The organism is Corynebacterium sp. 239_CJEI (genome assembly GCF_001055995.1).
GTDB classification, from domain to species: domain Bacteria; phylum Actinomycetota; class Actinomycetes; order Mycobacteriales; family Mycobacteriaceae; genus Corynebacterium; species Corynebacterium jeikeium_D.
Genome location: NZ_JVOW01000011.1, coordinates 32,534 through 54,481 on the forward strand (window position 1 = coordinate 32,534; position 21,948 = coordinate 54,481).

Below are 21,948 nucleotides of genomic sequence, written 5' to 3' on the forward strand. Positions count from 1 at the left end.
GTGACGCGTGACTGAGAACAACGTGGACCTAAACAGAGCAGATAAGTTGCCCAAGTCGTGGAACCCGGCTGACGTGGAGTCGGACCTGTACCAGGGCTGGGTAGACGCTGGCTATTTCGAGGCTGATCCGTCTAGCTCCAAGCCGGCTTACTCTATTGTGCTGCCCCCGCCGAATGTGACGGGTCAGCTGCACATGGGCCACGCACTGGACCACACTTTGATGGATGCGCTGGTGCGCCGTAAGCGCATGCAGGGCTACGAGGTGCTGTGGCTGCCGGGTATGGACCACGCGGGTATCGCAACGCAGACCAAGGTCGAGGCGATGCTGAAGGAGTCCGAAGGTAAGGACCGCTTCGATTACGGCCGCGAGGAATTCGTGGAGAAGGTCTGGGAGTGGAAGCACGATTACGGCGGACGTATCGGCAACCAGATGCGCCAGATTGGTGACTCCCTGGATTGGTCACGTGAGCGCTTCACTCTGGACGAGGGCCTGTCCCGTGCGGTTCAGACGATTTTTAAGGAACTGTTTGACCGCGGCCTGATTTACCGCGCCAAGCGCATGGTCAACTGGTCGCCAGTGCTGCAGACTGCAATCTCGGATATTGAGGTCAAGTACGAGGACGCTGAAGGCGAGCTCGTGTCTTTCCGCTACGGCGATGGGGAGGACTCCATTGTTGTGGCGACGACCCGTGTGGAGACGATGCTGGGTGACGTGGCAATTGCCGTGCACCCGGAGGATGAGCGCTACACGCACCTGGTGGGCAAGGTTCTGGACCACCCGTTCCGCGAGGACCTGAAGATTCAGGTCATCGCCGATGACTACGTGGACCGCGAGTTCGGTACCGGCGCGGTGAAGATCACGCCGGCGCACGATCCGAATGACTTCGCTATGGGCCAGCGCCACGACCTGGATATGCCGGAGGTCATCGACACTACTGGCCGTATCTTCAACACTGGCACGCGTTTCGACGGCATGGATCGTGCAGAGGCCCGTACTGCGCTGACGGAGGCGCTGCGTGAGCAGGGACGCATTGTCAAGGAGATTCGCCCGTATGTTCACTCGGTTGGTCACTCGGAGCGCTCGGGTGAGCCGATTGAGCCGCTGCTGAGCTTGCAGTGGTTCGTTAAGGTCGATGAGCTGGCCAAGATGTCCGGCGATGCTGTTCGCGAGGGCGACACGGTTATTCACCCGGCTTCGCAGGAGCCGCGCTGGTTCGACTGGGTCGATGACATGCACGACTGGTGTATTTCCCGTCAGCTGTGGTGGGGCCACCGCATCCCGATCTGGTACGGCCCGAATGGCGAGGTCGTCTGTGTCGGCCCGGATGATGAGGTCCCGACGGGCGACGGCTGGACGCAGGATCCGGATGTGCTGGATACCTGGTTCTCCTCTGCGCTGTGGCCGTTTTCCACGATGGGTTGGCCGGACGCCACCCCAGAGCTGGAGAAGTTCTACCCGACATCCGTGCTGGTCACCGGCTACGACATTCTGTTCTTCTGGGTCGCGCGCATGATGATGTTCTCGACCTTTGCTGCCACCCTGCCTGATTCACCGCTGGGCAAGGGTCGCGACGGTCGTCCGCAGGTGCCGTTCAAGGATGTCTTCCTGCACGGTCTGGTCCGCGATGAGCAGGGTCGCAAGATGTCGAAGTCTCTCGGCAACGGCATTGACCCGCTGGACTGGGTGCGTGATTACGGTGCGGACGCACTTCGCTTCACGCTGGCTCGTGGCGCTAACCCGGGCTCTGACCTGCCGGTCGGTAACGACGCCGCACAGAGCTCCCGTAACTTCGCTACCAAGCTGTTCAACGCCACCCGCTTTGCACTGATGAACGGTGCCCACGTGGGCGAGCTGCCGGACCGTGACCAGCTCACCGACACCGACCGCTGGATCTTGGACCGCCTGGAACAGGTCCGCGCCGAAGTCGACTCTGCGCTGGATAAGTACGAGTTCTCCAAGGCCAACGAGGCCCTCTACCACTTCGCATGGGACGAGGTCTGTGACTGGTACCTGGAGATGACCAAGGTTGACTTCCCACGCCTGAATGACGGCGAGACCATGACCGAGGAGCAGGCCGCCCGAGCCGCCTCCACTCGTCTGGTTCTAGGCCGCGTGCTGGATACGCTACTGCGTCTGCTACACCCGTCCATGCCGTTCGTCACGGAGACGCTGTGGAAGGCGCTTACCGACGGCGCGGAGGGCTTCGAGGACTCTCTGGTTATTTCCGCCTGGCCGGATGCAACCATGACCACCGACGGCGCTGCTGTTGATGAGGTTGCCGCACGTCGTATTGCCGATGCCCAGAAGTTGGTCACCGAGCTGCGTCGTTTCCGCAATGACCAGGGTGTGAAGCCGTCGCAGCGCGTGCCGGCACGCATGAACCTGGCGGATGCTGATCTGACTGCTCAGGAAGAGATGATTCGTTCGCTGGCTCGTGCTGAGGCACCGGAGGACGGCTTCACCGCTACCGCTTCCATTGAGGTGCGCCTGTCTCAGGCCACGGTCCTGATCGAGCTGGATACCTCCGGCACCGTCGACGTGGCCGCTGAACGCAAGCGCCTGGAAAAAGACCTGGCCAAGGCCGAGAAGGAACTGGCCGGCACCGAAAAGAAGCTCGGCAACGAGGCCTTCTTGTCCAAGGCTCCGGAGCAGGTCGTGGAGAAGATCAAGACTCGCCACCAGTTCGCACTGGAGGAAATTGACCGCATTAAGGCTCGTTTGGAGGGACTTCCGCAGGCATGACCGAACCACGGGATATCGAACCTCGGGGTGCTGAATCACACGATGAGATTGCAGGGGAGATTCGTTTGAATCTTGGTGGCGGCGACGATTCGGTGACGCAGGAAGAGTCTGCGCTGCGAGAGGAGTCCACTGCAGCGCCTGAGTTCGAATTCGATCCGGCTGACTCCCAGATCGTCGAGGACCTCGAACCTCGCGAAATCGCCGGTGTGATGGCTGATGACCGCATGCCCGATGACATGCGCCTCGGTGAGGTCTCCGTGTCCGAGGAAGGCCTGAGCCTGCCGGTGGATGTGGATCGCCCAGTCAATGAGCCGGCTCCGCTGGAGGCCACCGCCGAGGAGCTGCGCGAGCTCGCAGAGGTGGAAGCCGAGCTGGATCAGCGCTGGCCGGAGACCAAGATTGACCCGTCGCTCGAGCGAATCGAGATGCTGATGGACATCCTTGGCCATCCTGAGCGTGCCACTCCGGTCATTCACGTTGCCGGCACGAATGGCAAGACTTCCACTGTGCGCATGATTGAGTCGCTGGTGCGCGCTCTCGGTCGTCGCACCGGCCGCACCACCAGTCCGCATCTGCAGCTGGTTACCGAGCGCATCGCCATCGATGGCCAGCCCATTCATCCACGCGATTACGTGCGCATCTGGCGCGAGATTCAGCCCTACGTGGAAATGGTTGACGCCAAGTCCGCCGAAAAGGGCGGCCCGCAGATGAGTAAGTTCGAGGTCCTCACGGCCATGGCCTACGCTGCCTTCACCGACGCTCCTGTCGATGTCGCCGTGGTGGAAGTCGGCATGGGTGGCACATGGGATGCGACCAACGTGGTGGAGGCCGACGTGGCAGTCATCTGCCCAATCGGTCTCGATCACACGGAGTACCTCGGCGATACCCTGGCTGAAATCGCTTCTGAGAAGGCCGGCATCATCAAGTCGCGGTGGAACAAGGACGACTTGCTCACGCCACCGGACAATGTCGCCATTGTCGGCGAGCAAGAGCCGGAAGCAATGGACGTCGTTTTGCGACGTGCCGTGGAAATGGACGCCTCCGTCGCCCGCGCTGGAGTTGAGTACGGCGTCGTCAGTCATCAGCTGGCGGTCGGCGGGCAGAACCTGACGCTCAAGGGCCTGGCCGGCGAGTATGACGACATCCATCTGCCGCTGCACGGTCCGCATCAGGCGCGTAACGCAGCCACAGCACTGGCTGCGGTGGAGGCGTTCTTCGGCGCAGGTCCGGGGCGTCCGCTCAACATTGATGCGGTTCGCGAAGGCTTTGCGACGGTCGCATCGCCCGGCCGCCTGGAGCGCGTGCGTTCGACCCCGACGGTGTTTATCGATGCCGCCCACAATCCTCACGGTGCCCGTGCGCTACGCACGGCGCTCTCCGCTGAGTTCGACTTCCGCCGTGTCATTGGTGTGCTGTCGGTGTTGGGGGAGAAGGACGCTCGTGGGCTGCTGGTGGAGCTGGAGCCGTACTTCGAAGAAGTGGTAATCACCCAGAACACCTCGCCGCGTGCGCTGCACTACGACGACCTGGCTGACCTTGCGGAGGAGATTTTCGGCGAGGAGCGCGTGCATCGCGTGCCAACTCTGCCGTCCGCCGTTGAGCTAGCTGTCGCGCTGGCTGAGGAAACCGACACCGGTGACGGTATTGTCTCTGGTTCCGGTGTGATTGTCACTGGATCTGTTGTTACCGCGGGCGAGGCCCGGACACTATTTGGAAAGGACCCGCAATGAGCGAATCTCAGGCGAGCCAGCCACAGGGCAATGGCGCGGAGGATTACACCGCTGCCGACCGCGAGGCCCTGCGCGCCTACCGCGAGGGGCGTGACCTGAGTGAGGGCGGCAAGTATGGTCCGCTCGGTGCGGGACACGATCCGGCTAAGGACCCGCTGAAGGGTCTGCGCGGTGTTATGTCCGGCACGCTGATCATGCAGGCTATCTCGGTGCTGCTTGGTCTGACTGTGGTCACGCGCATTCCCGACGGTCAGATTAACCAGACCTTCTCGGTTACGTACATCACCATCCTGGGCCTGGCTCTGATTGCGATGGCTTTCCTGCAGAAGCAGCCCTGGGCGCTGAAGGCCAACATTGTACTGCAGGTCTTTGGTGTGCTGGCTATTTTCACACACGTGTCGATGGGCGTGGTGGGTATCTTCTTCGCACTAGTGTGGGCCTACATTCTGCACCTGCGGAAGAACCTCATCCAGCGTATGGAGCGCGGTCTGTTGACCACCCAGCACTCGTAGATCTCCCGCGCTCGTAGTCGCGACTTTCACCCCGCTGCACCACCACTCCGGTGCAGCGGGGTTTGTCATAGTATGATGCTCACCATGACTGAACGTACTCTTATTCTGATCAAGCCGGACGGCGTTTCCCGCGGTCTGGTCGGCGAAGTTATCTCCCGCATTGAGCGTAAGGGCCTGAAGCTGGTCGCGCTTGACCTCCGTGTTGCTGACGAGGCAACTGCGAAGGAGCACTACGCAGAGCACGTCGATAAGCCGTTCTTTGGTGAGCTGGTTGATTTCATCACCTCTGCACCGCTGGTCGCTGGTGTTATCGAGGGCCCGAACGCAATCGCTGCTTGGCGTCAGCTCGCTGGCGGCACTAACCCGGTTGAGGCCGCAACTCCGGGCTCCATCCGCGGTGACTTCGCACTTGAGGTTGCTAACAACGTTGTTCACGGTTCCGATTCCCCGGAGTCCGCTGAGCGCGAGATTGGTATTTGGTTCCCGAACCTCTAAACGTTGACGGTTCAGCATTGACCCGTGAGCGTTGAACTGGCGCCGAACTGAGCAAGCAATTGTTTGCCGGTTCGGCGCTTTTTGCTTGTCGACGACCGTGGGGCGGCCCTTCAGCGGGCTGCACGTGTGAATGCGGGCACGGGCTGCAAATGTGAAACTGTAGGAGTTTATGACACTTTCCGGCAATTTTTCAGGCCATTTCTGTCATAAACGCAGTCAGTAACTCGGATTGGCCCGCCGCCACCAATGTCGGTGCGCGCCACCTGCTCGATATGTGCGACAATGGACAGCAGCAGTAGTGCCCGGGAGTTCGCTCCGGCGGATGAAATATGCCGCATGTGATCGCTGAATCCCCGAGTCAGCCGGTAGGCCTGCCAATAAGACTTTCATAATTGTTCATCGTTTTCGGCCCTCTATCTGCGCATTTGGCGCAAATGAAGTGGCTGTCGCAACATCGTTGCTCCGCCTGGTTTCCAAGGCCACAACGGATGTAGGCGCACATGGAATGACAAAGAGTGTGCTTCCTGTTGTCGGGTTTTGCGTGGTGGGGTGTCAAGGAGAAACAAATACAGTGGCAAATTTCAGCCAGGATGTTGTCGCTAAGGCACGCGAATTTGATCGTGAGTCAGCGGCTCTGAAAACCCGAGTCCACCACCTGGCCAAGAGCTTGGGGTTGACCTCGAAGGAAACCATCGAAGCACTGGGGCACGCGGGGATCGTCGTAAAGTCCGCTGCGTCCACCATTAATCAAAATCAGCTCGACGCAGTGCTGAATTTCATCGGTGATCATCCAGAGGATGCCTCGCTTGACGACGGATCCGCTGCGACCAAGCCAACCGGCGAAAAGCCAGCCGCGAAGGAAAAACAGTCGGCAGGTAAGCCGAACGCGGCAGATGAGAAGTCGGACGAGCAAACTGCAGCTAAGTCCGAGAAGAAGCCAGCTGCGAAGAAGAGCGGCAAGAAGTCGGCTGCGAAGAAGGCCACAAAGAAGGCTGCGCCGAAGGCAGCCAAGAGCGAAGCGGAGTCGGACGCAGCGCCTGCCGAGGAAGTGACCGAGAAGAAGGACACCAAGAAGGCCTCGGCTAGAAAATCCTCGGCAAAGCAGAGCGCAGAGAAGCAGGCTGAAGAGAAGCAGAGCGCAGAGAAGAAGAGCACGACTAAGAAGCGGGCAACACGTAAGCGGGCTGTGAAGAAGACCGCTGGCGCTCCGGAAGAAACCGCAGCGAAGGACGAGCCGAAGGACTCGAACTCGGTCGTCGAGGAAGCTGTTGAGGCTGTCGTTCAGTCGTCGTCGAAGAAGGCGTCCGATAAGAAGGCTGCCGACAAAAAGGCTTCCGACACCGTAGCCGAGACCGCTGAGAAAACCTCCGCTGAGGAAGCTTCCGCCGAAGCACCTGCTGCAAAGAGCGCTGCAGTGACCACACGTCGTGGTCGCCGAGTTCGCCGTGCGGTCCGCACGACCAGCGCTCCAGCAGCAGAGGAAATTCAGGAAGCGCAAGAGCCGCAGAAAACGCAAGAGCCGCAGGATACGCAGGCAACTCAGGACGAAGCCCTGCAAGATATCGAGCCGCCGGCAGTTCCGGAGCCGCCGGTTGCGGAAGAGCAGACCGCGTTTGCGCCTATCTTCCTGGCTCCGCAGGCTGTTCCGGCCTCGGCCAAGGATTCGGCCACCGAGGATGCAGCTTCGGCTGACAGCGGTGCCTCCAACCAGGGCACCGATGACAACGCGGGGGAGGGGCAGGACGGCTCGTCGTCAAGCGAAACGGAGCGTCAGCCGCGCCCGCGTCGTCGCCGTCGTGGACGTGGGCGTCGTAATGATGACGCGCAACAGGCGGAGAAGACCACCGAAAACACAGAGCGCGAGGAAGAGGAAACCCGCGAAGAGGTCGAGGAACCGCAGGCGATTAAGGGATCGACTCGCCTGGAGGCGCAGCGACGTCGCCGTATCGAGCGTCGTGAGGAATCGCGCAAGCGCCATGTAATCTCGGAGGCGGAATTCCTGGCTCGTCGTGAGTCGGTGGAGCGCACGATGGTGGTGCGTGAGCGCAAGCGCCATGACCACGCGGGCATTGTCACTGAGGTGGGTGTGCTGGAAGATGACCTGCTGGTCGAGCACTTCGTTACCTCTGACACGCAGACCACGCAGATCGGCAATATCTACCTCGGTCGCGTGCAGAACGTCCTGCCCAGCATGGAAGCGGCGTTCATCGATATCGGAACCGACCGCAACGGTGTCATTTACGTAGGTGACCTGAACTGGAAGCTGCTGGGCACGAAGTCGCGTTCGCGCAAGATTGAACATGCGCTGAAGGCCGGCGACCAGATTCTGGTCCAGGTGTCCAAGGATCCGATTGGTCACAAGGGCGCGCGTCTGACCACTCACATTTCGATGGCTGGTCGATTCCTGGTGTACGTGCCGGGCGGCCGGAGCGCGGGTATTTCCCGCAAGCTGCCGGAGCCGGAGCGCAAGCGCCTGAAGTCGATTCTGAGTGAGGTTACGCCGGAGGGCTCGGGCACGATTATTCGCACCGCGGCCGAGGGCGTGTCCAAGGAGGCCATCCAGGCCGACATTAAGCGCCTGGAATCGCAGTGGCAGGAAATCTGGGAAGCCTCCGAGGCGGCGAAGGCGAAGCGCGGGGCAAAGCCGATTGCGCTGTACGAAGAACCGGACATGCTGGTCAAGGTCGTCCGCGATGTCTTCAACGAGGACTTCTCGCGTCTTGTGGTGGAGGGCGACCGTCCGTGGAACACAGTGACGGACTACATCGGCGACCTGGCACCGGAGCTGGAGCCGCGTCTGCAGCGCTACTTCGCCAAGGAGCACGGCGGCGCTGATGTCTTCGAGCACTTCCGCATCGATGAGCAGCTGGCCAAGGCACTCGACCGCAAGGTCTGGCTGCCCTCGGGCGGCACGCTGGTCATCGACCGCACCGAGGCCATGACGGTCATCGACGTCAACACCGGTAAGTTCACCGGTGCTGGCGGAAACCTGGAAGAGACGGTCACTCGCAACAACCTGGAGGCCGCTGAGGAAATCGTCCGCCAGATGCGTCTGCGCGATCTGGGCGGCATGATCGTCGTCGACTTCATCGACATGGTGCTGCCGGAAAACCAGGACTTGGTGCTGCGCCGTCTGAAGGAGGCGCTCGGCCGCGACCGCTCGCGTCACGAGGTCTCCGAGGTCACCTCGCTCGGCCTCGTCCAGATGACGCGCAAGCGTCTGGGCACAGGCCTGCTGGAGACCTTCTCCACGCCGTGTAGCTGCTGTAATGGCCGTGGTCTGATTATCCACATCGACCCGGTCGAGCAGGACAATCAGGGCCGTGGTCACAAGAACGGTCGCCGCAACGAAGAGCAGGGTAAGTCCAAGCGCCGCAACAAGTCGCGCTCGGAGCACAATCCGGCCAACCACCCGGCCGCGCTCGCCATGCACCGCGATCAGGGCGACCAGGCCGGCACTTCCAAGGCAACGCGTGACGACGACGCGGAGACCAACCAGCGCGATAAAGACGCAGCCGACAAGCGAGTTGCAGCTGCTGTCGAAGCTGTCATCGTCTCTTCTGGGAACGATGAGCCGAAGCCACCGCGTCGTCGCCGGGTTCGTAAGAGCCAGAGCCGAAACGATGAGCAGCGACAGGACGGCAATGGCCGTCAGGAGCGCCGCGAGCGTGATGAGCGCAACGAGCGTTCGGAGGGCTCCGATGACCTGGCTGCTCTGGCTGCCGCAGCTGTTGCGGAAGCCCGTGAGAAGGATCCGGAAGAGCCATCGGATGACCGTTACATGCCGCAGGAGGGACAGCGCCGCCGCCGTCGGGCTACGCGTCGCCGGGTAGCGGAGCATGTCGCCGTTGATTCGGCTGCACGCGACGCTGATGACCGCGACGAAGAACATGGCGATCGTCGCAAGCGTTCGGAGCGCCCGGCTCGTGCTGAGCGCGCCAACATCGCCGATAACGGTGGCGGCCGTGGAGGCCGTGGCGACGCTGAACGCTCCAGCAGCGCCAGTGCTCGACGTCGCCGTCGTCGCGCTGTTCGTCGTACGGCTGTGGATGAGACCACTGCGCCTCAGACCGAGTCCCAGGCAGCTTCCACCACAGATGTGCGGGAGCCAGCCGAGGATGACAAGGGTGGCAACGCTAACAAGACCGCCAAGGCTGCGGCCACGGAGTCCCAGACCTATGAGGAGGCTAAGGAGGCGTTCGAGCGTTCCCCACGCCGTCGTCGTCCGACTCGCGGTAACTCCCGCTCGGATCGCGCACCGCGTCGCGAGGACTTCGAGTCCACTAAGCCAAAGGCGGACGCAGAAGGCAGCAAGGGCGGAGATCGTGCAAAAGACAACCACGATGACAGCAACCGCAGCGCCAACCGCAGTGGCGGTGGCCGTCGCTCGGGCAAGTCGCGGGTTGAAGTGGTAGCGGTCCAGGGCACGGGAGCTCGCCGTAATCGCCGTCGGGCGGTGCGCAGGGTCTCGTCGCAAAGCGATGCTGGAGCGACTGCGCCGAAGCAGCGACAGGGCACTTCAAACCGCGCTACTAAGCCAGAGCAGAAGCAGGCTAATCGCGGTGCTGCGGTGCCGCAGAAGAAACCGGCCAATCGTCGCCGCCGAGTGCGTCGTGCGGTGCGCCGAAGCGGCCGGAACTAGGTATTAAAAATCTGGAATAAGGCCAGATAGGAGGCTGTTTTTCGTCCCCTAAAGCAGGGGGTGGAAAGTGGCTTCGGAAACTGCCCGAGAAGACCGTGAAAACCAATGGGGGACAGGGTCTTACTCGGGCAGTTTGTAATTTAGGGGGATTTTTCGCTACTCTTGACCAGTCGCTGATTAGTAGGCGTATCTGGTCATGCCCGCTGGCGCTTGAGGTGCTGGCGGTAAGGAAACGGCCAGAGCGGGGAAATCTACTCGGATTTGGCTTTCGGGTATGTCCCTGAAGTGTTCTGCACACGCAACTAATCGCAATTCCATTGTCCAGTCAAGGAATTACAAGGATTCCTTGAGTCGAGTTTCTCAGATAAAGGGGTAGCCCTCCTATGTACGCGATCGTCAAGACCGGCGGCAAGCAGTACAAGGTTGCCGAAGGTGACCTCGTCAAGGTCGAGAAGATCGAGGGTGAGCCGGGTTCGTCCGTGGCTCTCACCCCGGTTCTGCTCGTCGATGGCGCAGATGTCATTGCGGATGCCGACAAGCTTGCCAACGTTACCGTTAACGCAGAGATCGTCGAGGCCGTCAAGGGCCCGAAGATCCGCGGCATGCACTACAAGAACAAGACTGGCTACAAGCGCCGCTACGGCCACCGTCAGCCGCTCACTGTTCTGAAGATCACCGGCGTCTCCAAGTAAACCGCCGAAATTCCAATTAGCTTTTCCCTAGGAGAAAATCATGGCTACTAAGAAGGGTGCATCCAGCACCAGCAACGGCCGCGACTCCGAAGCTAAGCGCCTCGGCGTGAAGCGCTTCGGCGGCCAGCAGGTTAAGGCAGGCGAGATTCTCGTTCGTCAGCGCGGTACCTCGTTCCACCCGGGTGAGAACGTTGGCCGTGGCGGCGACGACACTCTCTTCGCTCTGAAGGCAGGCGCAGTCGAGTTCGGTACCCGCCGCAACCGCCGCATTGTCAGCATCGTTGAGAACAACTCCTAAGAACAACCTTCGGTTGTCCGCATAGGATTACTGCAACGTTGAATTTGAGGCAGGTTTAACTGCCTTGCAGAAGAGCCGATTCCTTTCCCACTGCGAAAGGTAATCGGCTCTTTTGTTGTTTATGTCCTGTTTCGCGCCGTTAGGTTGCGAGGCAGCGTTTTGTTACCGCCTAGACTTCTGCCCGTCGGCTCGCTTAAATTAGGGCATTACTCCAGGCACTAGAAGATGGCTCTCCGCTCGGAAGTGTGTGTGATTTTATGTCTCGTTTTGTAGATCGTGTCGTGCTGCATTTGCAGGCCGGCGACGGCGGTCACGGCTGTAACTCGGTGCTGCGTGAAAAGTTCAAGCCACTGGGTGGCCCCGACGGCGGTAACGGTGGCCACGGTGGCGACATTGTGCTTGTGGTAGACCCCCAGATCCATACTCTGATGGACTTTCACTTCCACCCCCATATCAAGGCTGCCAACGGTAAGCCCGGCGCGGGTGATCACCGCAATGGTGCTCGCGGCGAGGACCTGGTTCTCGGAGTGCCGGAGGGCACGGTTGTGATGACCGAGGATGGGGAAGTGCTGGCGGACATGACCGGTAAGGGGGACCGCTTCATCGCCGCTGAAGGCGGTTACGGTGGCCTGGGCAACGCAGCGCTGGCGAACAAGAACCGCCGTGCGCCGGGCTTCGCTCTCCTCGGTGAGCCTGGCGAGGCCAAGGATCTTGTCTTGGAGCTCAAATCCATGGCAGACGTTGGACTGGTGGGCTTCCCGTCAGCCGGAAAGTCCTCGCTGGTCAGCACCTTGAGCGCTGCTAAGCCGAAGATTGGTGACTACCCATTTACCACGCTGCAGCCGAACCTGGGTGTGGTCAACGTTGGCTACGAGTCCTTCACCATCGCAGATGTGCCGGGCCTTATCCCGGGGGCGTCTGAAGGCCGTGGTCTTGGGTTGGATTTCCTGCGTCACATTGAGCGCTGTGCTGTGCTGGTGCATGTGGTGGACGCTGCTGCGCTGGAGGGCGACCGCGATCCGGTCTCTGACATCAAGGCGTTGGAGGCGGAACTCGCCAACTACCAGTCGGTGCTGAAGGCCGACGTGGGGCTTGGGGACCTCGCAGAGCGTCCGCGCGTCATCGTGCTGAACAAGATTGACCTGCCCGATGCTCGCGAGATGATTGACATGCAGCGCGAGGAGTTGGAGAAGTTCCGCTGGCCGATTTATGAGATCTCTACGGTGACGCACGAGGGACTCAAGGAGCTGACCTACGGCCTGAAGGATCAGATTGCCGCCTACCGCAAGGCGCATCCGTTGCCAACAGAGCAGGAGCCCCGTGCGGTCATCCGTCCGGAAGGTGTGCGTGGCAAGAAGCGCGAAGGCGCGGACTTCACCATCGAGCGCGATCCGAATACCCCAGATGGGTTCATTGTGCGTGGCCGTAAGCCGGAACGCTGGATTAACCAGACGGACTTCGAAAACGACGAGGCAGTCGGCTACTTGGCTGACCGCCTGGCCAAGCTTGGTGTAGAAGATGCCCTGGCAAAGGCTGGGGCAACGGTTGGCTGCCCGGTGACGATTTCCTATCTCACCTTCGAGTGGTACCCGCAGCAGGTCGCGGGCACCGATGACTTCGTGCCGAGTGGCCGTGGTACCGACGATCGTCTCTACGTCAACGAGCGCACTAGCGCTGAGCAGCGTAAGCGTGCATCGCAGGCCCGCCGTGGTCTGATTGACGAGTACGATTTCGGAGATGGCGAAGAGGCTATTCGCGACCGGTACTCATAGTCGCGGGCGCCAGCGTCGTCGGCAAGCGAAGACTTCAAACTTGCATTTTGCCATTAATTGTTTAAACAATTATATAGTCAGAATTACATTAGACCGTCATGTTTTCCATTAGTGAAATGAGTGAGTCAGTTATCCCTTCCGACACCGTTGCCAACGATGTTGACGTCACTGGAGCAGATGCATTAGATGCCCCGGTAGCTACCCCGAAGTCTGAATCGGACGCGCCGATTTCCCGTGAGGAGGTCGACGAGCTGCTTCACAACAATCCTGAGTCCACCGTCGCTGAGATTGAAAAGGCGACTGAGAATTTATCTCCGGGAACCAAAGGCGGTTTCGATTCCGAGACTCGTGAGGCAATTCGGACCGCGAAGCGTGTCGTGGTGAAGATTGGTTCTTCCTCGTTGACCGGATCTGACGGTCGTACCGATCCCGAACGCATCGACTTCATTGCCGATGCCCTGGAAAAGCGGATGGGCTTTAGCGATGTCATTGTCGTGTCCTCCGGCGCGGTGGCATCCGGAATGGGGCCGCTGGGGCTGACTTCGCGTCCCACTGATTTGGCGACCAAGCAGGCGGCTGCAGCGGTGGGGCAGGTGCGCCTGGCACAGGAGTGGGGACGCTCCTTCCTGCGCTATGGCCGCACTTCTGCGCAGGTGCTTTTGACCTCGGACGATGCAGGTGTGCGTTCGCGTGCCCGCAACGCTCAGCGCACTATCGACCGCCTGCGCCAGCTGGGTGCAGTGCCAATTGTCAACGAAAATGACACGGTCGCGACCTCGGAGTTCCGCTTCGGCGACAACGACCGCCTGGCCGCCCTGGTCAGTCACCTGGCGTACTGCGATGCACTGATTCTGCTTTCCGACGTCGACGGCCTCTACGACCGCAACCCGGCCGATCCAGGTGCAACCTTTGTGCCAGAGGTGCGCAGCGGTAACGACTTGCGTGGTGTTATCGCCGGTGACGGTGGGGCATTGGGCACCGGTGGAATGGCCTCGAAGGTGTCTGCCGCACGCCTGGCTTCGCGTGCTGGGGTGCCGGTGCTGCTGACTTCGGCGTCCAACATTGAGCGAGCACTGGACCAGGCAGATGTGGGAACCGCTTTCGCCGCGAAGGACAACCGCTTGAGCGCCTGGAAGTTCTGGATGCTCTACGCAGCGGATAGCTCGGGCCTGCTTCGCCTGGATGCCGGCGCGGTCGACGCTGTGACCCGCATGCGCAAGTCGCTGCTCCCGGTCGGTATCACCTCGGTTGACGGTGAGTTCTCCGCTGGTGACATCGTCGACCTGATTGGCCCGAGCGGTGAGGTCATCGGACGCGGCGAGGTCAACTATGACTCTGAAGAATTGCTGGGCATGATCGGCTACCACACCGAGGAATTGCCGAATGACATGCAGAAGCCTGTCGTCCATGCCGACTACCTGTCGGATTTCGCCTCCCGCGCTTAGGAGAGCGTTGCGCTGAGAGCTGCAGCGCTTAAAGACGCGCACCTGGGCGCGCCCGGACAGAGGTGCCTCGGCAAAGACCGGCTGAGTGGGGACTAGCTGAGTGCGGACTGGCTGGGGGGAGGAGCGCCTGAGCGCGGACTGCCTGGATGAGGAACTTTCGGGCATAATCCTAAGTGTGTTATCGAAAATTATTGGCGTCATCGGCGAGTTGCTCTTGACAGCTGGAGTGCTGGTGGCGCTCTTCGCCTTTTATCTGCTGTACTGGTCTGGTCTTGAAACTGGGAAAGCTCAGCAGCAGGCTCGTGATGAGCTGCAGCAGGCATGGTCCGCACCGGCATCGGCCGCAGCTCAGGCGCCAGAAGGCACGGAGCCAGCTGTTGAGGGCTCCTGGGTGCCTGGCTCTGCGGTGGCGATGATTTCCGCTCCTAAGGCCGGTTTTAGCGATTTGGTCGTATTCGAAGGTGTCTCTCAGGAAGTTTTGCGCGGTGGCCCCGGCCATTATCCGAGCACAGCCCTTCCGGGGCAGGTGGGCAACAGCTCTTATGCCGCCCATCGTGACGGCCACGGAGCTCCCTTTGACAACATTGACCGCCTGCAGACGTGCGATGACATCACCGTAGAGACGCGTGATGCTATTTACCGCTACAAGGTATTGCCGGTCGACGGTATGGCTGGCGCAGGGGAAAGCTTCGACTGCGTGCCAGAAGGAACTAACGTCCCCGAGATTCCCGGCCAGCACATTGTCACTCCAGACCGCGCCGATGTCCTCAATCCGGTCGGTGACGCGACTCTACTTACGCTGACTACCTGCCATCCGCAGTGGGACAACACTCATCGGCTCATTATTCACGCGGTTCTCGCCGGTGTTGAGACCAAGGAGGTCAACTAGATGTACGCAGCTTTTTGGCGATCCCTGCCGGGTCCGTGGTGGGTGAAAGCGATCATCACCATCGTGATTGCCGTCATCGTGTTCCTGCTGTTGATGAATTACATCTTTCCTTGGGTTGCTGAGCTAATTCCTTCAAATGATGTCTCACTCTAGTTATGCTGGTAGGCATGACTGCTCAAACGAACGAAACTGCTAACACCATTCAACAGGGCATTGCCGAGGATTCGGCTCTTAGCCCGGAGCGTGCTGCTGAGCGCGCCGAGGTTTTAGATAAGGCACAGCGTGCCAAGGCTGTCGCGGGAGAGCTGGCTCGCTTTACGTCGGCACGCAAGAACGAGCTCCTGCTGGCCGCAGCAGATGCGCTGGTCGCCCGTACTGAAGAGATTCTGGTAGCCAACGCCAAGGACATCGAGGCCGGTAAGGCCCGTGGTTTTAGTGACTCCCTGCTGGATCGCCTGCGTCTTGACGCCAATCGTGTTGAGGGTATTGCCGGTGGGCTGCGCCAGGTTGCGGCCCTGCCGGATCCGGTAGGCGAGGTGCTGCGGGGAAGCACTCTTCCTAACGGCATTAAGCTTTCCCAGGTCAGCGTTCCGCTGGGCGTGATGGGCATGGTCTATGAGGCTCGCCCGAACGTTACTGTCGATGCCTTTGGTCTGGCGCTGAAGTCGGGCAACGTGGCCTTGCTGCGTGGCTCCAAGTCCGCCGTCCACTCCAACACGCAGCTGGTCGCGGTTTTGCGTGAGGTGCTGGCCAACCACGATGCACCGGAGGACCTTGTTCAGCTGCTGCCGTGTGAGACCCACGATTCCGTGCAGGATCTCATCACTGCCCGCGGCCTGGTTGACGTAGTGATTCCGCGCGGCGGTGCCGGTCTGATTGAGGCCGTCGTGACGAAGGCAACGGTGCCGACCATTGAGACCGGTACCGGTAACTGCCATATCTACATCGATGCTTCCGCCGATATCGACGAGGCGATTGCGCTGATGATTAACGGCAAGACCCGCCGTCCGAGCGTCTGTAACGCCACTGAAACGGTTCTCATTGACTCGGCGCTGTCCGCGCAGGATCAGGTCCGCATTTTGGACGCGCTTGCCGACGCGGGCATTGCGGTCCACGGCGATGTCGATAATCTGGCGGCCTCTGGGTGGACCGGTGAGGTCATTCCTGCGACGGAAGAAGACTGGTCGGATGAGTACCTTTCGCTAGACATTGCCGCACGCATTGTCGACGGTGTGGTGGCCGCGACGGATCACATCACTGAGTACTCCTCGGGTCACACGGAAGCTATCTCTGCACGTGACTGGGGCGTGTGCCAGGAGTTCGTCGACCGTGTTGATGCTGCCGCTGTCAGCGTCAATACCTCCACTGCGTTCACCGATGGTGAGCAGTACGGTTTCGGCGCAGAGATTGGTATTTCCACCCAGAAGCTGCACGCCCGTGGGCCCATGGGGCTGCCGGAGTTGACCAGCAGCAAGTGGGTTCTGGCTGGTCGTGGACAGACTCGTCCGTAGTGCCCGGGTAAAGTGCCAGTCATGATTAAGCGCAAGAAAAGTGTGCGGTCGCGAGTACACGCCGCGTTGACAGCGAAGTCGGCGGAAGCGCCCCGGCAGCGCATTGGCGTAATGGGTGGCACTTTTGACCCCATTCACAATGGTCACCTGGTTGCCGCGAGCGAAGTGGCAGACCGTTTTGACCTGGACTTTGTGCTTTTCGTGCCCACGGGTGAACCGTGGCAAAAGCGCGGCCGAAAGGTCTCTCACAGCGAAGATCGCTACCTGATGACGGTCATTGCCACTGCGTCGAACCCGCAGTTTTCGGTCTCGCGGGTTGATATTGACCGGCCGGGTGCGACCTATACCGTCGATACGCTGCGGGATTTGAAGGTCATCTATCCCAATGCGGATCTGTTCTTCATTACCGGTGCCGATGCGCTGCAGAAGATTATGACGTGGCGGGACTGGGAGGAGATGTTCGACGCAGCAACGTTCGTCGGTGTCACTCGTCCAGGGGTTCACCTGCGGGCAGAGGACCTGGAAGGAATCGACGCTTCACGGTTGCACCTCATCGAGATTCCCGCCATGGCTATTTCTTCTACCGATTGTCGAAAGCGTGCGGAGGCAGGACGCCCTGTTTGGTACTTGGTGCCGGATGGCGTGGTGCAGTACATCGCTAAGCGGGGTCTGTACCAGTCTGCTGAGGGCACGGTTGGTTCTGTGGGCCCCGCATCGGTGAACTCGACCTCCGAGGATGCGGCATCGGTGGATGCGAAGTCCGATACCGCGGACTGAAAGTTAGCAAAATCCCGCTGAGACGGTAAGTTACAAGTACAAACGCTGTTTTTCACGACTTTTAATCACAAGGAGCTGAAGTCTTTCGTGACTGCACAACCACGCGCCATTGAGCTGGCGACCGCCGCGGCGAAGGCCGCCGATAGCAAAAAGGGTGAGGACGTCGTTGTTCTCGATGTCTCTGGCCCGGTGGTGATTACGGACGCATTCGTCCTGGTCAGTGCTGACAATGAGCGTCTGGTTGCCGCAATCGTCGACGAAATTGAGGACGATCTGCGTGACCTCGGCGCAAAGCCGGTTCGCCGCGAAGGTGTCCGTGAGGGACGTTGGGCGCTGCTGGATTACGGCGACATTGTCGTGCATGTCTTCCGCAGTGAAGAACGCGACTTCTACGGCCTGGATCGACTGTGGCGCGATTGCCCGCGCATCGAGGTCGAGGGCATCGAGCAGCCGAGCAACGAGGACGGCGAAGATTCCGCCCGCAATGCTCGTTCTATCGACGAGATTCCGCTGGCTGCCGAAAACCCGGACACGGACGAGTTTTAATTGTGGCGGGCTCACGCGAGGCACATGTTGCTGCTCGACGTCGCCTGATTATGCTGCGGCACGGGCAGACCTCGTATAACGCTACCGGCCGCATTCAGGGACAGCTGGACACGCAGCTTTCCGACGTTGGTCGCGAGCAAGCCCGTACTGCGGCGCGGTACCTGGCGGAGGCTGAACCGCGAATCACAAAAATCGTGTCCTCTGACCTGACCCGGGCAGCGGACACCGCCCGCGCGCTAGCTGAGGCCACCGGTGCAGAGTTGAGTTTTGATAGGCGGCTACGTGAGACCAACCTCGGTGAATGGCAAGAGCGCACCTACGACGAGATTGACTCCGCGTTTCCCGGTATGCGTGACCACTGGCGCCATAATCTCAACTGGGCGCCCAAGGGCGGCGAGACCCGTTTTGAGGTTTCCAACCGAATGCTGGCGGTCATTGCTGAGCTAGCGGCTAACCCCGATTGGGAGTCGGATACCTTTGTGCTCGTATCCCACGGTGGTGCCATTGCTGCCGCTACCGCAGCCCTGCTGCAGATGCCGCGCGACTACTTCAGCACGTTCAACGGCCTGGGCAACACTGCGTGGGTCGAAATGGAGCAGCGCACGCGCGTCAATGGTGAGACCTCCTGGTACCTGAATGCTTTTAACGCGAAGGTCCGTGAGCGGGAGTCGCAGGTTTCTCATTCTTCAGGAGGCCGCCATGCCCGGTGACGGTCGCGTTCGCATTGTTGTCGATGACACCGCGTGCCTGATGCCGGAGGTTGCCCGCAAGCTCGACATCACCGTGGTTCCCATCGGCCATGACATCAATGAAGACGCCGTCACCACGTCGGCAGTCAGTCCACTGAAGTTGTGCGCCGCATATGCGCGTGCGCTGGAACGCTCCAACAAGGATGGTTCTGACGCTGGCGTTGTCGCCCTGCATCTTGGCAAGGGAATGTCCGCTACCTGGTCTAACGCTGTCACCGCTGCTGGTGCGCTGGACCGTGTGACCATCATCGATACCGACACCGTCGGAGCTGGAGTCGGTGCCGCTGCCATCGCGGCAGCTAAGGCCGCGCGTGCCGGGGCCAGTCGTGATGAGGTTGCCGATGTAGCTCGTGATGTGCTGCAGCACTATCGACTCTGGTTGTTCGTACCGAAGCTTGACTCGCTGCGCCGTGGCGGTCGCATCTCTGCAGGCCAAGCAATGCTCTCCACGGCTCTCGCTATCAAGCCCATCGTCGGTATTAAAGATGGCTCACTAGCGCTGGTCGCCAAGTGCCGGACAGAGGCGAAGGTCAAGCAGCGCATGGTGGATTTCGCCACGAAGATGGTGCGGTCCGCGTCATCGGCGAACCGTCCGCCTGCGGTATTGCTGCATCATTCCGATGCGCTTGACGACGTTCACGAGCTCCAGGCCATGCTTGCCGAAGAGCTACCCGACGATACCCGGTTTAGAATCCTGGATTTGCCGGAGTCTCTTACCGCTCATGTCGGGCAGGGAGCCTATGCAGTTGGCATGGTCTCCGGTGGCTCGATTGATTCGAATGCCATGGATTTTGAAACAGAGATGGGCGTGACAGCGCTGCTCCACAGTGTGGAGGAGAGTGACGCGCCTGCTGTTGATGCTGTGGCTGCAGACGCGGTAGACGACGATTCCGGGAACATAGACAATTCCGGTGACTCTGCTGACACGGACGGTTCGGCTGAAAACGCTGGCACCACGGGCCCAGGTGAGCCAATCACCGACCAGGCTGAGGTGAAAGTAGTTGAGAATCCGGCTGCCAGTCGCAACCGCAATAAACGAATCCATCGCACAGTCGTGACTAATGAACAGGGAATTCCGCTTTTCACCACGGCTGTTTCGAAATTGCCAACGTGGAGTGAGAATCGCCAAGCAGCCCTGGACAAGGCTGAGCGTCTGGCGAAAGCTATCTCTGATTTGGCGTTGCGCGATAAGTCCGATCCTGAGGGAGCTGTATTTGGCACCGAAGGGGAGAAATCGCGGGAGTCGTCGTCAAGCGACAAGCGTGATGATGACGGCGACGAGAAGAAGAAGTAGTTGCTGAACTGCGAAGATGATGTGGCCTGTGGATAACCTCCGCAGGTCATTTTTTATCCACAGATGACGCCTTGATGAGTGCTTTCGTCAAGGTGGGGCGTGGTGCGGGGCGCTAGTGTGCGCATCGTGACGAATTTGCGGAATCGGCTGGCGGACTACCTGGAACCGATTGATCAAGACAAGCGCATGGCGGTGGACTTTTCCACGCGCCGGGCGGTGGTGACGCCGCGGGTGGCGATGGCTGCGTGCCTTGTGATTGCGGTGTTGGCTGTTGGAGCAATCGCTGCGGTGGTGTGGCCGTCGACGCCGCAGGTGGAGATGCCTGCGGTGCAGGACGCGGCTGACGCGGGGACGACACCGGAGACGCCCGAGACCTCAGCGGAGATGCCGGGCGGTCCGGGGCAGGAGACTAACGCTCAGGCACAGGCGGGGCCGTTGATTGTGTCGGTGGTGGGGTTGGTTGTGAATCCTGGGGGTTAAGTAAAGAAAAGTGTGTCTTTTCCGGGCGTGTTGCGGTTATTTGATCCAGCCTTTTTGGATGCCGAGGTTGTGTTGGTAGCTGGTGTCGATGGCGGTGTCGTATTCTGCTGGTGCACCGATGTCATTGGTAGTGGCTGTGGTGTTGTGGGTGATCAGGTCTGTTGCTGTGGAAAGTGCGTCTTGACCCCATCGTTGGTCCCTGGCGATCTTGACCGGATCGTCAGGGACTTCTGTATGTAGATACAGCCACCAATCCATCACTGTGCGTTGATGCGGTAGTGATAGTCCGCGGTGTCTGCGGGCTAGTTCTTTTATGGGGGCGTTGATGCCACCTTCGAGGCTGTTTGTTGTTGCTGCAAGGTTGTCGGGGTCGATGGTTGTTGGTGGGGGTTGCAGGTAGGTAAACAGCAGGTCTCTGCGGTGCAGAGATAGCAATGATTGATAGGCCGCTCGGACGCGTTGGTGGGTGTAGACCTTGGTGTAGGCGCCGGTAACGGGGTCTTTGATGGTGGTTTTCTCGTTCATCCATTCCCGGTAGGTGTGGTCGAATTCGTGCAGGTGGGCGACCCATGTGGATGCTTGGTCAAGGTCGGTGATGCGAGTGAGTTTCAGGGCTAGGCGGTAGAGGGTTTTGCCGGCATCGGTGCGGGGGTTGCTGGTGGTGTGGCGGCGGACTGTTCGTTGGGCGTGGACGAGGCAGCGTTGGATGCGTGTTGTTGGCCAGCAGTGGTGGATGGCTGATTGGGCACCTTGTCCGCCGTCTGTGACTGCGATTAGTGGTGCGGCAATGGGGCGTAGGAGTTCGGTGTAGGCGGCGGTGGTTTCGTGTCTGGCCCAGGTCCAGTTGATGACGTGGGTTTTACTGGCTGCGATCAGGAGGCATCCGGACTTTAGATAGGTCGCGTCGAGGAAGATTTGGTCATGGATGCGGAATGAGTCGATGGTGGGTGTGGGGATGATCCACCAGCACCATCGGAATCGGTGGTGCATGGTTTGCCTGGTTACGCCATGGTGTGCGGCGAAGGTGGTTAGAGATTGGGTGCCGGTGGCCCATTGGATGAACAAAGCCATGGTGGCGGTGTTTTTGTTGTGGGTTTGGGTGTTGCGGGTAAAGGAGTGTCCGCAGTGGGTGCAGCGCCAACGGGTGGTTGATTTGCTGGTGGTGCCGTTTTTCTTTGTGTTGTTGCCGCATAGTGGGCAGCTGGGGCGGTTGGTGGTCATCCTTTAATCCAACCGGTGTGCGGTTAGCACAAATGTGGCCGGAGGTGTGGGATGGTGTGGGTAATAGCTTTCGGGGAGCTATTCTTTGGTGATTTGTGGTGTGTGGTCTGGGGTTATGGTGGCATGCGGACACACTTTTCTTTACTTAACCC

At 60.2% G+C, this 21,948-nt stretch carries 18 protein-coding genes; 17 read left to right on the plus strand and 1 reads right to left on the minus strand.

Annotated elements, in window-relative coordinates; translation table 11 throughout:
• Positions 1-7: 7 nt before the first annotated feature.
• From ADB08_RS03860 to ADB08_RS03940, 17 genes are all read left to right on the plus strand, one after another.
• A complete protein-coding gene (locus tag ADB08_RS03860; protein WP_049170997.1) occupies positions 8-2,743 on the plus strand; it encodes a valine--tRNA ligase in 2,736 nt (911 codons plus the stop codon).
• Between the two features lie 224 nt (positions 2,744-2,967).
• Positions 2,968-4,473: a bifunctional tetrahydrofolate synthase/dihydrofolate synthase gene (gene folC / locus ADB08_RS03865; RefSeq protein ID WP_246819399.1), complete on the plus strand. Its 1,506-nt coding sequence runs from the start codon at positions 2,968-2,970 to the stop codon at positions 4,471-4,473.
• Complete coding sequence (locus tag ADB08_RS03870) at positions 4,470-4,985, plus strand: DUF4233 domain-containing protein (protein ID WP_016422309.1); 516 nt, start codon at positions 4,470-4,472, stop codon at positions 4,983-4,985. The genes folC and ADB08_RS03870 overlap by 4 nt, the downstream gene beginning before the upstream one ends.
• 84 nt (positions 4,986-5,069) lie before the next feature.
• Complete coding sequence (ndk, locus tag ADB08_RS03875; protein WP_038629458.1) at positions 5,070-5,480, plus strand: nucleoside-diphosphate kinase; 411 nt, start codon at positions 5,070-5,072, stop codon at positions 5,478-5,480.
• Positions 5,481-6,051: 571 nt separating this feature from the next.
• Complete coding sequence (locus ADB08_RS03880; protein ID WP_049171002.1) at positions 6,052-10,122, plus strand: translation initiation factor IF-2 N-terminal domain-containing protein; 4,071 nt, start codon at positions 6,052-6,054, stop codon at positions 10,120-10,122.
• Positions 10,123-10,505: 383 nt separating this feature from the next.
• Positions 10,506-10,814: a 50S ribosomal protein L21 gene (gene rplU / locus ADB08_RS03885; RefSeq protein ID WP_038628111.1), complete on the plus strand. Its 309-nt coding sequence runs from the start codon at positions 10,506-10,508 to the stop codon at positions 10,812-10,814.
• Between the two features lie 40 nt (positions 10,815-10,854).
• The gene (gene rpmA / locus ADB08_RS03890) at positions 10,855-11,112 is read left to right on the plus strand and encodes a 50S ribosomal protein L27 (protein ID WP_016422312.1); all 258 of its coding nucleotides are present in this window, start codon (positions 10,855-10,857) and stop codon (positions 11,110-11,112) included.
• A gap of 257 nt (positions 11,113-11,369) precedes the next feature.
• Positions 11,370-12,884 carry a GTPase ObgE gene (gene obgE / locus ADB08_RS03895; protein WP_049171005.1) on the plus strand — a complete coding sequence of 505 codons (1,515 nt, stop codon included), beginning with the start codon at positions 11,370-11,372 and terminating at the stop codon, positions 12,882-12,884.
• Between the two features lie 98 nt (positions 12,885-12,982).
• Positions 12,983-14,329, plus strand: coding sequence for a glutamate 5-kinase (gene proB, locus ADB08_RS03900; protein ID WP_049171008.1), 1,347 nt, complete (start codon positions 12,983-12,985; stop codon positions 14,327-14,329).
• Between the two features lie 175 nt (positions 14,330-14,504).
• Positions 14,505-15,218, plus strand: coding sequence for a class E sortase (locus tag ADB08_RS03905; RefSeq protein ID WP_049171011.1), 714 nt, complete (start codon positions 14,505-14,507; stop codon positions 15,216-15,218).
• The gene (locus tag ADB08_RS11645; RefSeq protein ID WP_016422316.1) at positions 15,219-15,371 is read left to right on the plus strand and encodes a hypothetical protein; all 153 of its coding nucleotides are present in this window, start codon (positions 15,219-15,221) and stop codon (positions 15,369-15,371) included. It begins immediately after the preceding gene.
• Positions 15,372-15,385: 14 nt separating this feature from the next.
• Positions 15,386-16,729, plus strand: a complete 1,344-nt coding sequence (locus ADB08_RS03915) for a glutamate-5-semialdehyde dehydrogenase (RefSeq protein WP_239660012.1) — start codon at positions 15,386-15,388, stop codon at positions 16,727-16,729.
• A 21-nt stretch (positions 16,730-16,750) separates the two neighbouring features.
• Positions 16,751-17,506 carry a nicotinate-nucleotide adenylyltransferase gene (gene nadD / locus ADB08_RS03920; protein ID WP_049171017.1) on the plus strand — a complete coding sequence of 252 codons (756 nt, stop codon included), beginning with the start codon at positions 16,751-16,753 and terminating at the stop codon, positions 17,504-17,506.
• A gap of 87 nt (positions 17,507-17,593) precedes the next feature.
• Complete coding sequence (gene rsfS / locus ADB08_RS03925) at positions 17,594-18,052, plus strand: ribosome silencing factor (RefSeq protein WP_005511538.1); 459 nt, start codon at positions 17,594-17,596, stop codon at positions 18,050-18,052.
• Between the two features lie 2 nt (positions 18,053-18,054).
• Positions 18,055-18,762, plus strand: coding sequence for a histidine phosphatase family protein (locus tag ADB08_RS03930; protein WP_053087306.1), 708 nt, complete (start codon positions 18,055-18,057; stop codon positions 18,760-18,762).
• Positions 18,752-20,095 (plus strand): DegV family protein, encoded by a 1,344-nt coding sequence (locus ADB08_RS03935; RefSeq protein ID WP_049171019.1) that lies wholly within the window; start codon positions 18,752-18,754, stop codon positions 20,093-20,095. The genes ADB08_RS03930 and ADB08_RS03935 overlap by 11 nt, the downstream gene beginning before the upstream one ends.
• Before the next feature lie 126 nt (positions 20,096-20,221).
• Positions 20,222-20,575: a hypothetical protein gene (locus ADB08_RS03940; protein WP_239660013.1), complete on the plus strand. Its 354-nt coding sequence runs from the start codon at positions 20,222-20,224 to the stop codon at positions 20,573-20,575.
• A gap of 36 nt (positions 20,576-20,611) precedes the next feature.
• Here the strand turns inward: ADB08_RS03940 and ADB08_RS03945 are convergent, their stop codons facing one another.
• A complete protein-coding gene (locus tag ADB08_RS03945) occupies positions 20,612-21,796 on the minus strand; it encodes an IS256-like element IS3503 family transposase (RefSeq protein WP_015382061.1) in 1,185 nt (394 codons plus the stop codon).
• Positions 21,797-21,948 lie beyond the last annotated feature (152 nt).

What these genes read in the sequence shown, in the direction of transcription:
- nadD (WP_049171017.1), top strand. Translation starts at nt 16,751, where the DNA reads ATGATTAAGCGCAAGAAAAGTGTGCGGTCGCGAGTACACGCCGCGTTG.
- ADB08_RS03945 (WP_015382061.1), bottom strand. Translation starts at nt 21,796, where the DNA reads ATGACCACCAACCGCCCCAGCTGCCCACTATGCGGCAACAACACAAAG.
- proB (WP_049171008.1), top strand. Translation starts at nt 12,983, where the DNA reads ATGTTTTCCATTAGTGAAATGAGTGAGTCAGTTATCCCTTCCGACACC.
- ADB08_RS03870 (WP_016422309.1), top strand. Translation starts at nt 4,470, where the DNA reads ATGAGCGAATCTCAGGCGAGCCAGCCACAGGGCAATGGCGCGGAGGAT.
- ADB08_RS11645 (WP_016422316.1), top strand. Translation starts at nt 15,219, where the DNA reads ATGTACGCAGCTTTTTGGCGATCCCTGCCGGGTCCGTGGTGGGTGAAA.
- obgE (WP_049171005.1), top strand. Translation starts at nt 11,370, where the DNA reads ATGTCTCGTTTTGTAGATCGTGTCGTGCTGCATTTGCAGGCCGGCGAC.
- rplU (WP_038628111.1), top strand. Translation starts at nt 10,506, where the DNA reads ATGTACGCGATCGTCAAGACCGGCGGCAAGCAGTACAAGGTTGCCGAA.
- folC (WP_246819399.1), top strand. Translation starts at nt 2,968, where the DNA reads ATGCCCGATGACATGCGCCTCGGTGAGGTCTCCGTGTCCGAGGAAGGC.
- ADB08_RS03935 (WP_049171019.1), top strand. Translation starts at nt 18,752, where the DNA reads ATGCCCGGTGACGGTCGCGTTCGCATTGTTGTCGATGACACCGCGTGC.
- ADB08_RS03915 (WP_239660012.1), top strand. Translation starts at nt 15,386, where the DNA reads ATGACTGCTCAAACGAACGAAACTGCTAACACCATTCAACAGGGCATT.
- rpmA (WP_016422312.1), top strand. Translation starts at nt 10,855, where the DNA reads ATGGCTACTAAGAAGGGTGCATCCAGCACCAGCAACGGCCGCGACTCC.
- ndk (WP_038629458.1), top strand. Translation starts at nt 5,070, where the DNA reads ATGACTGAACGTACTCTTATTCTGATCAAGCCGGACGGCGTTTCCCGC.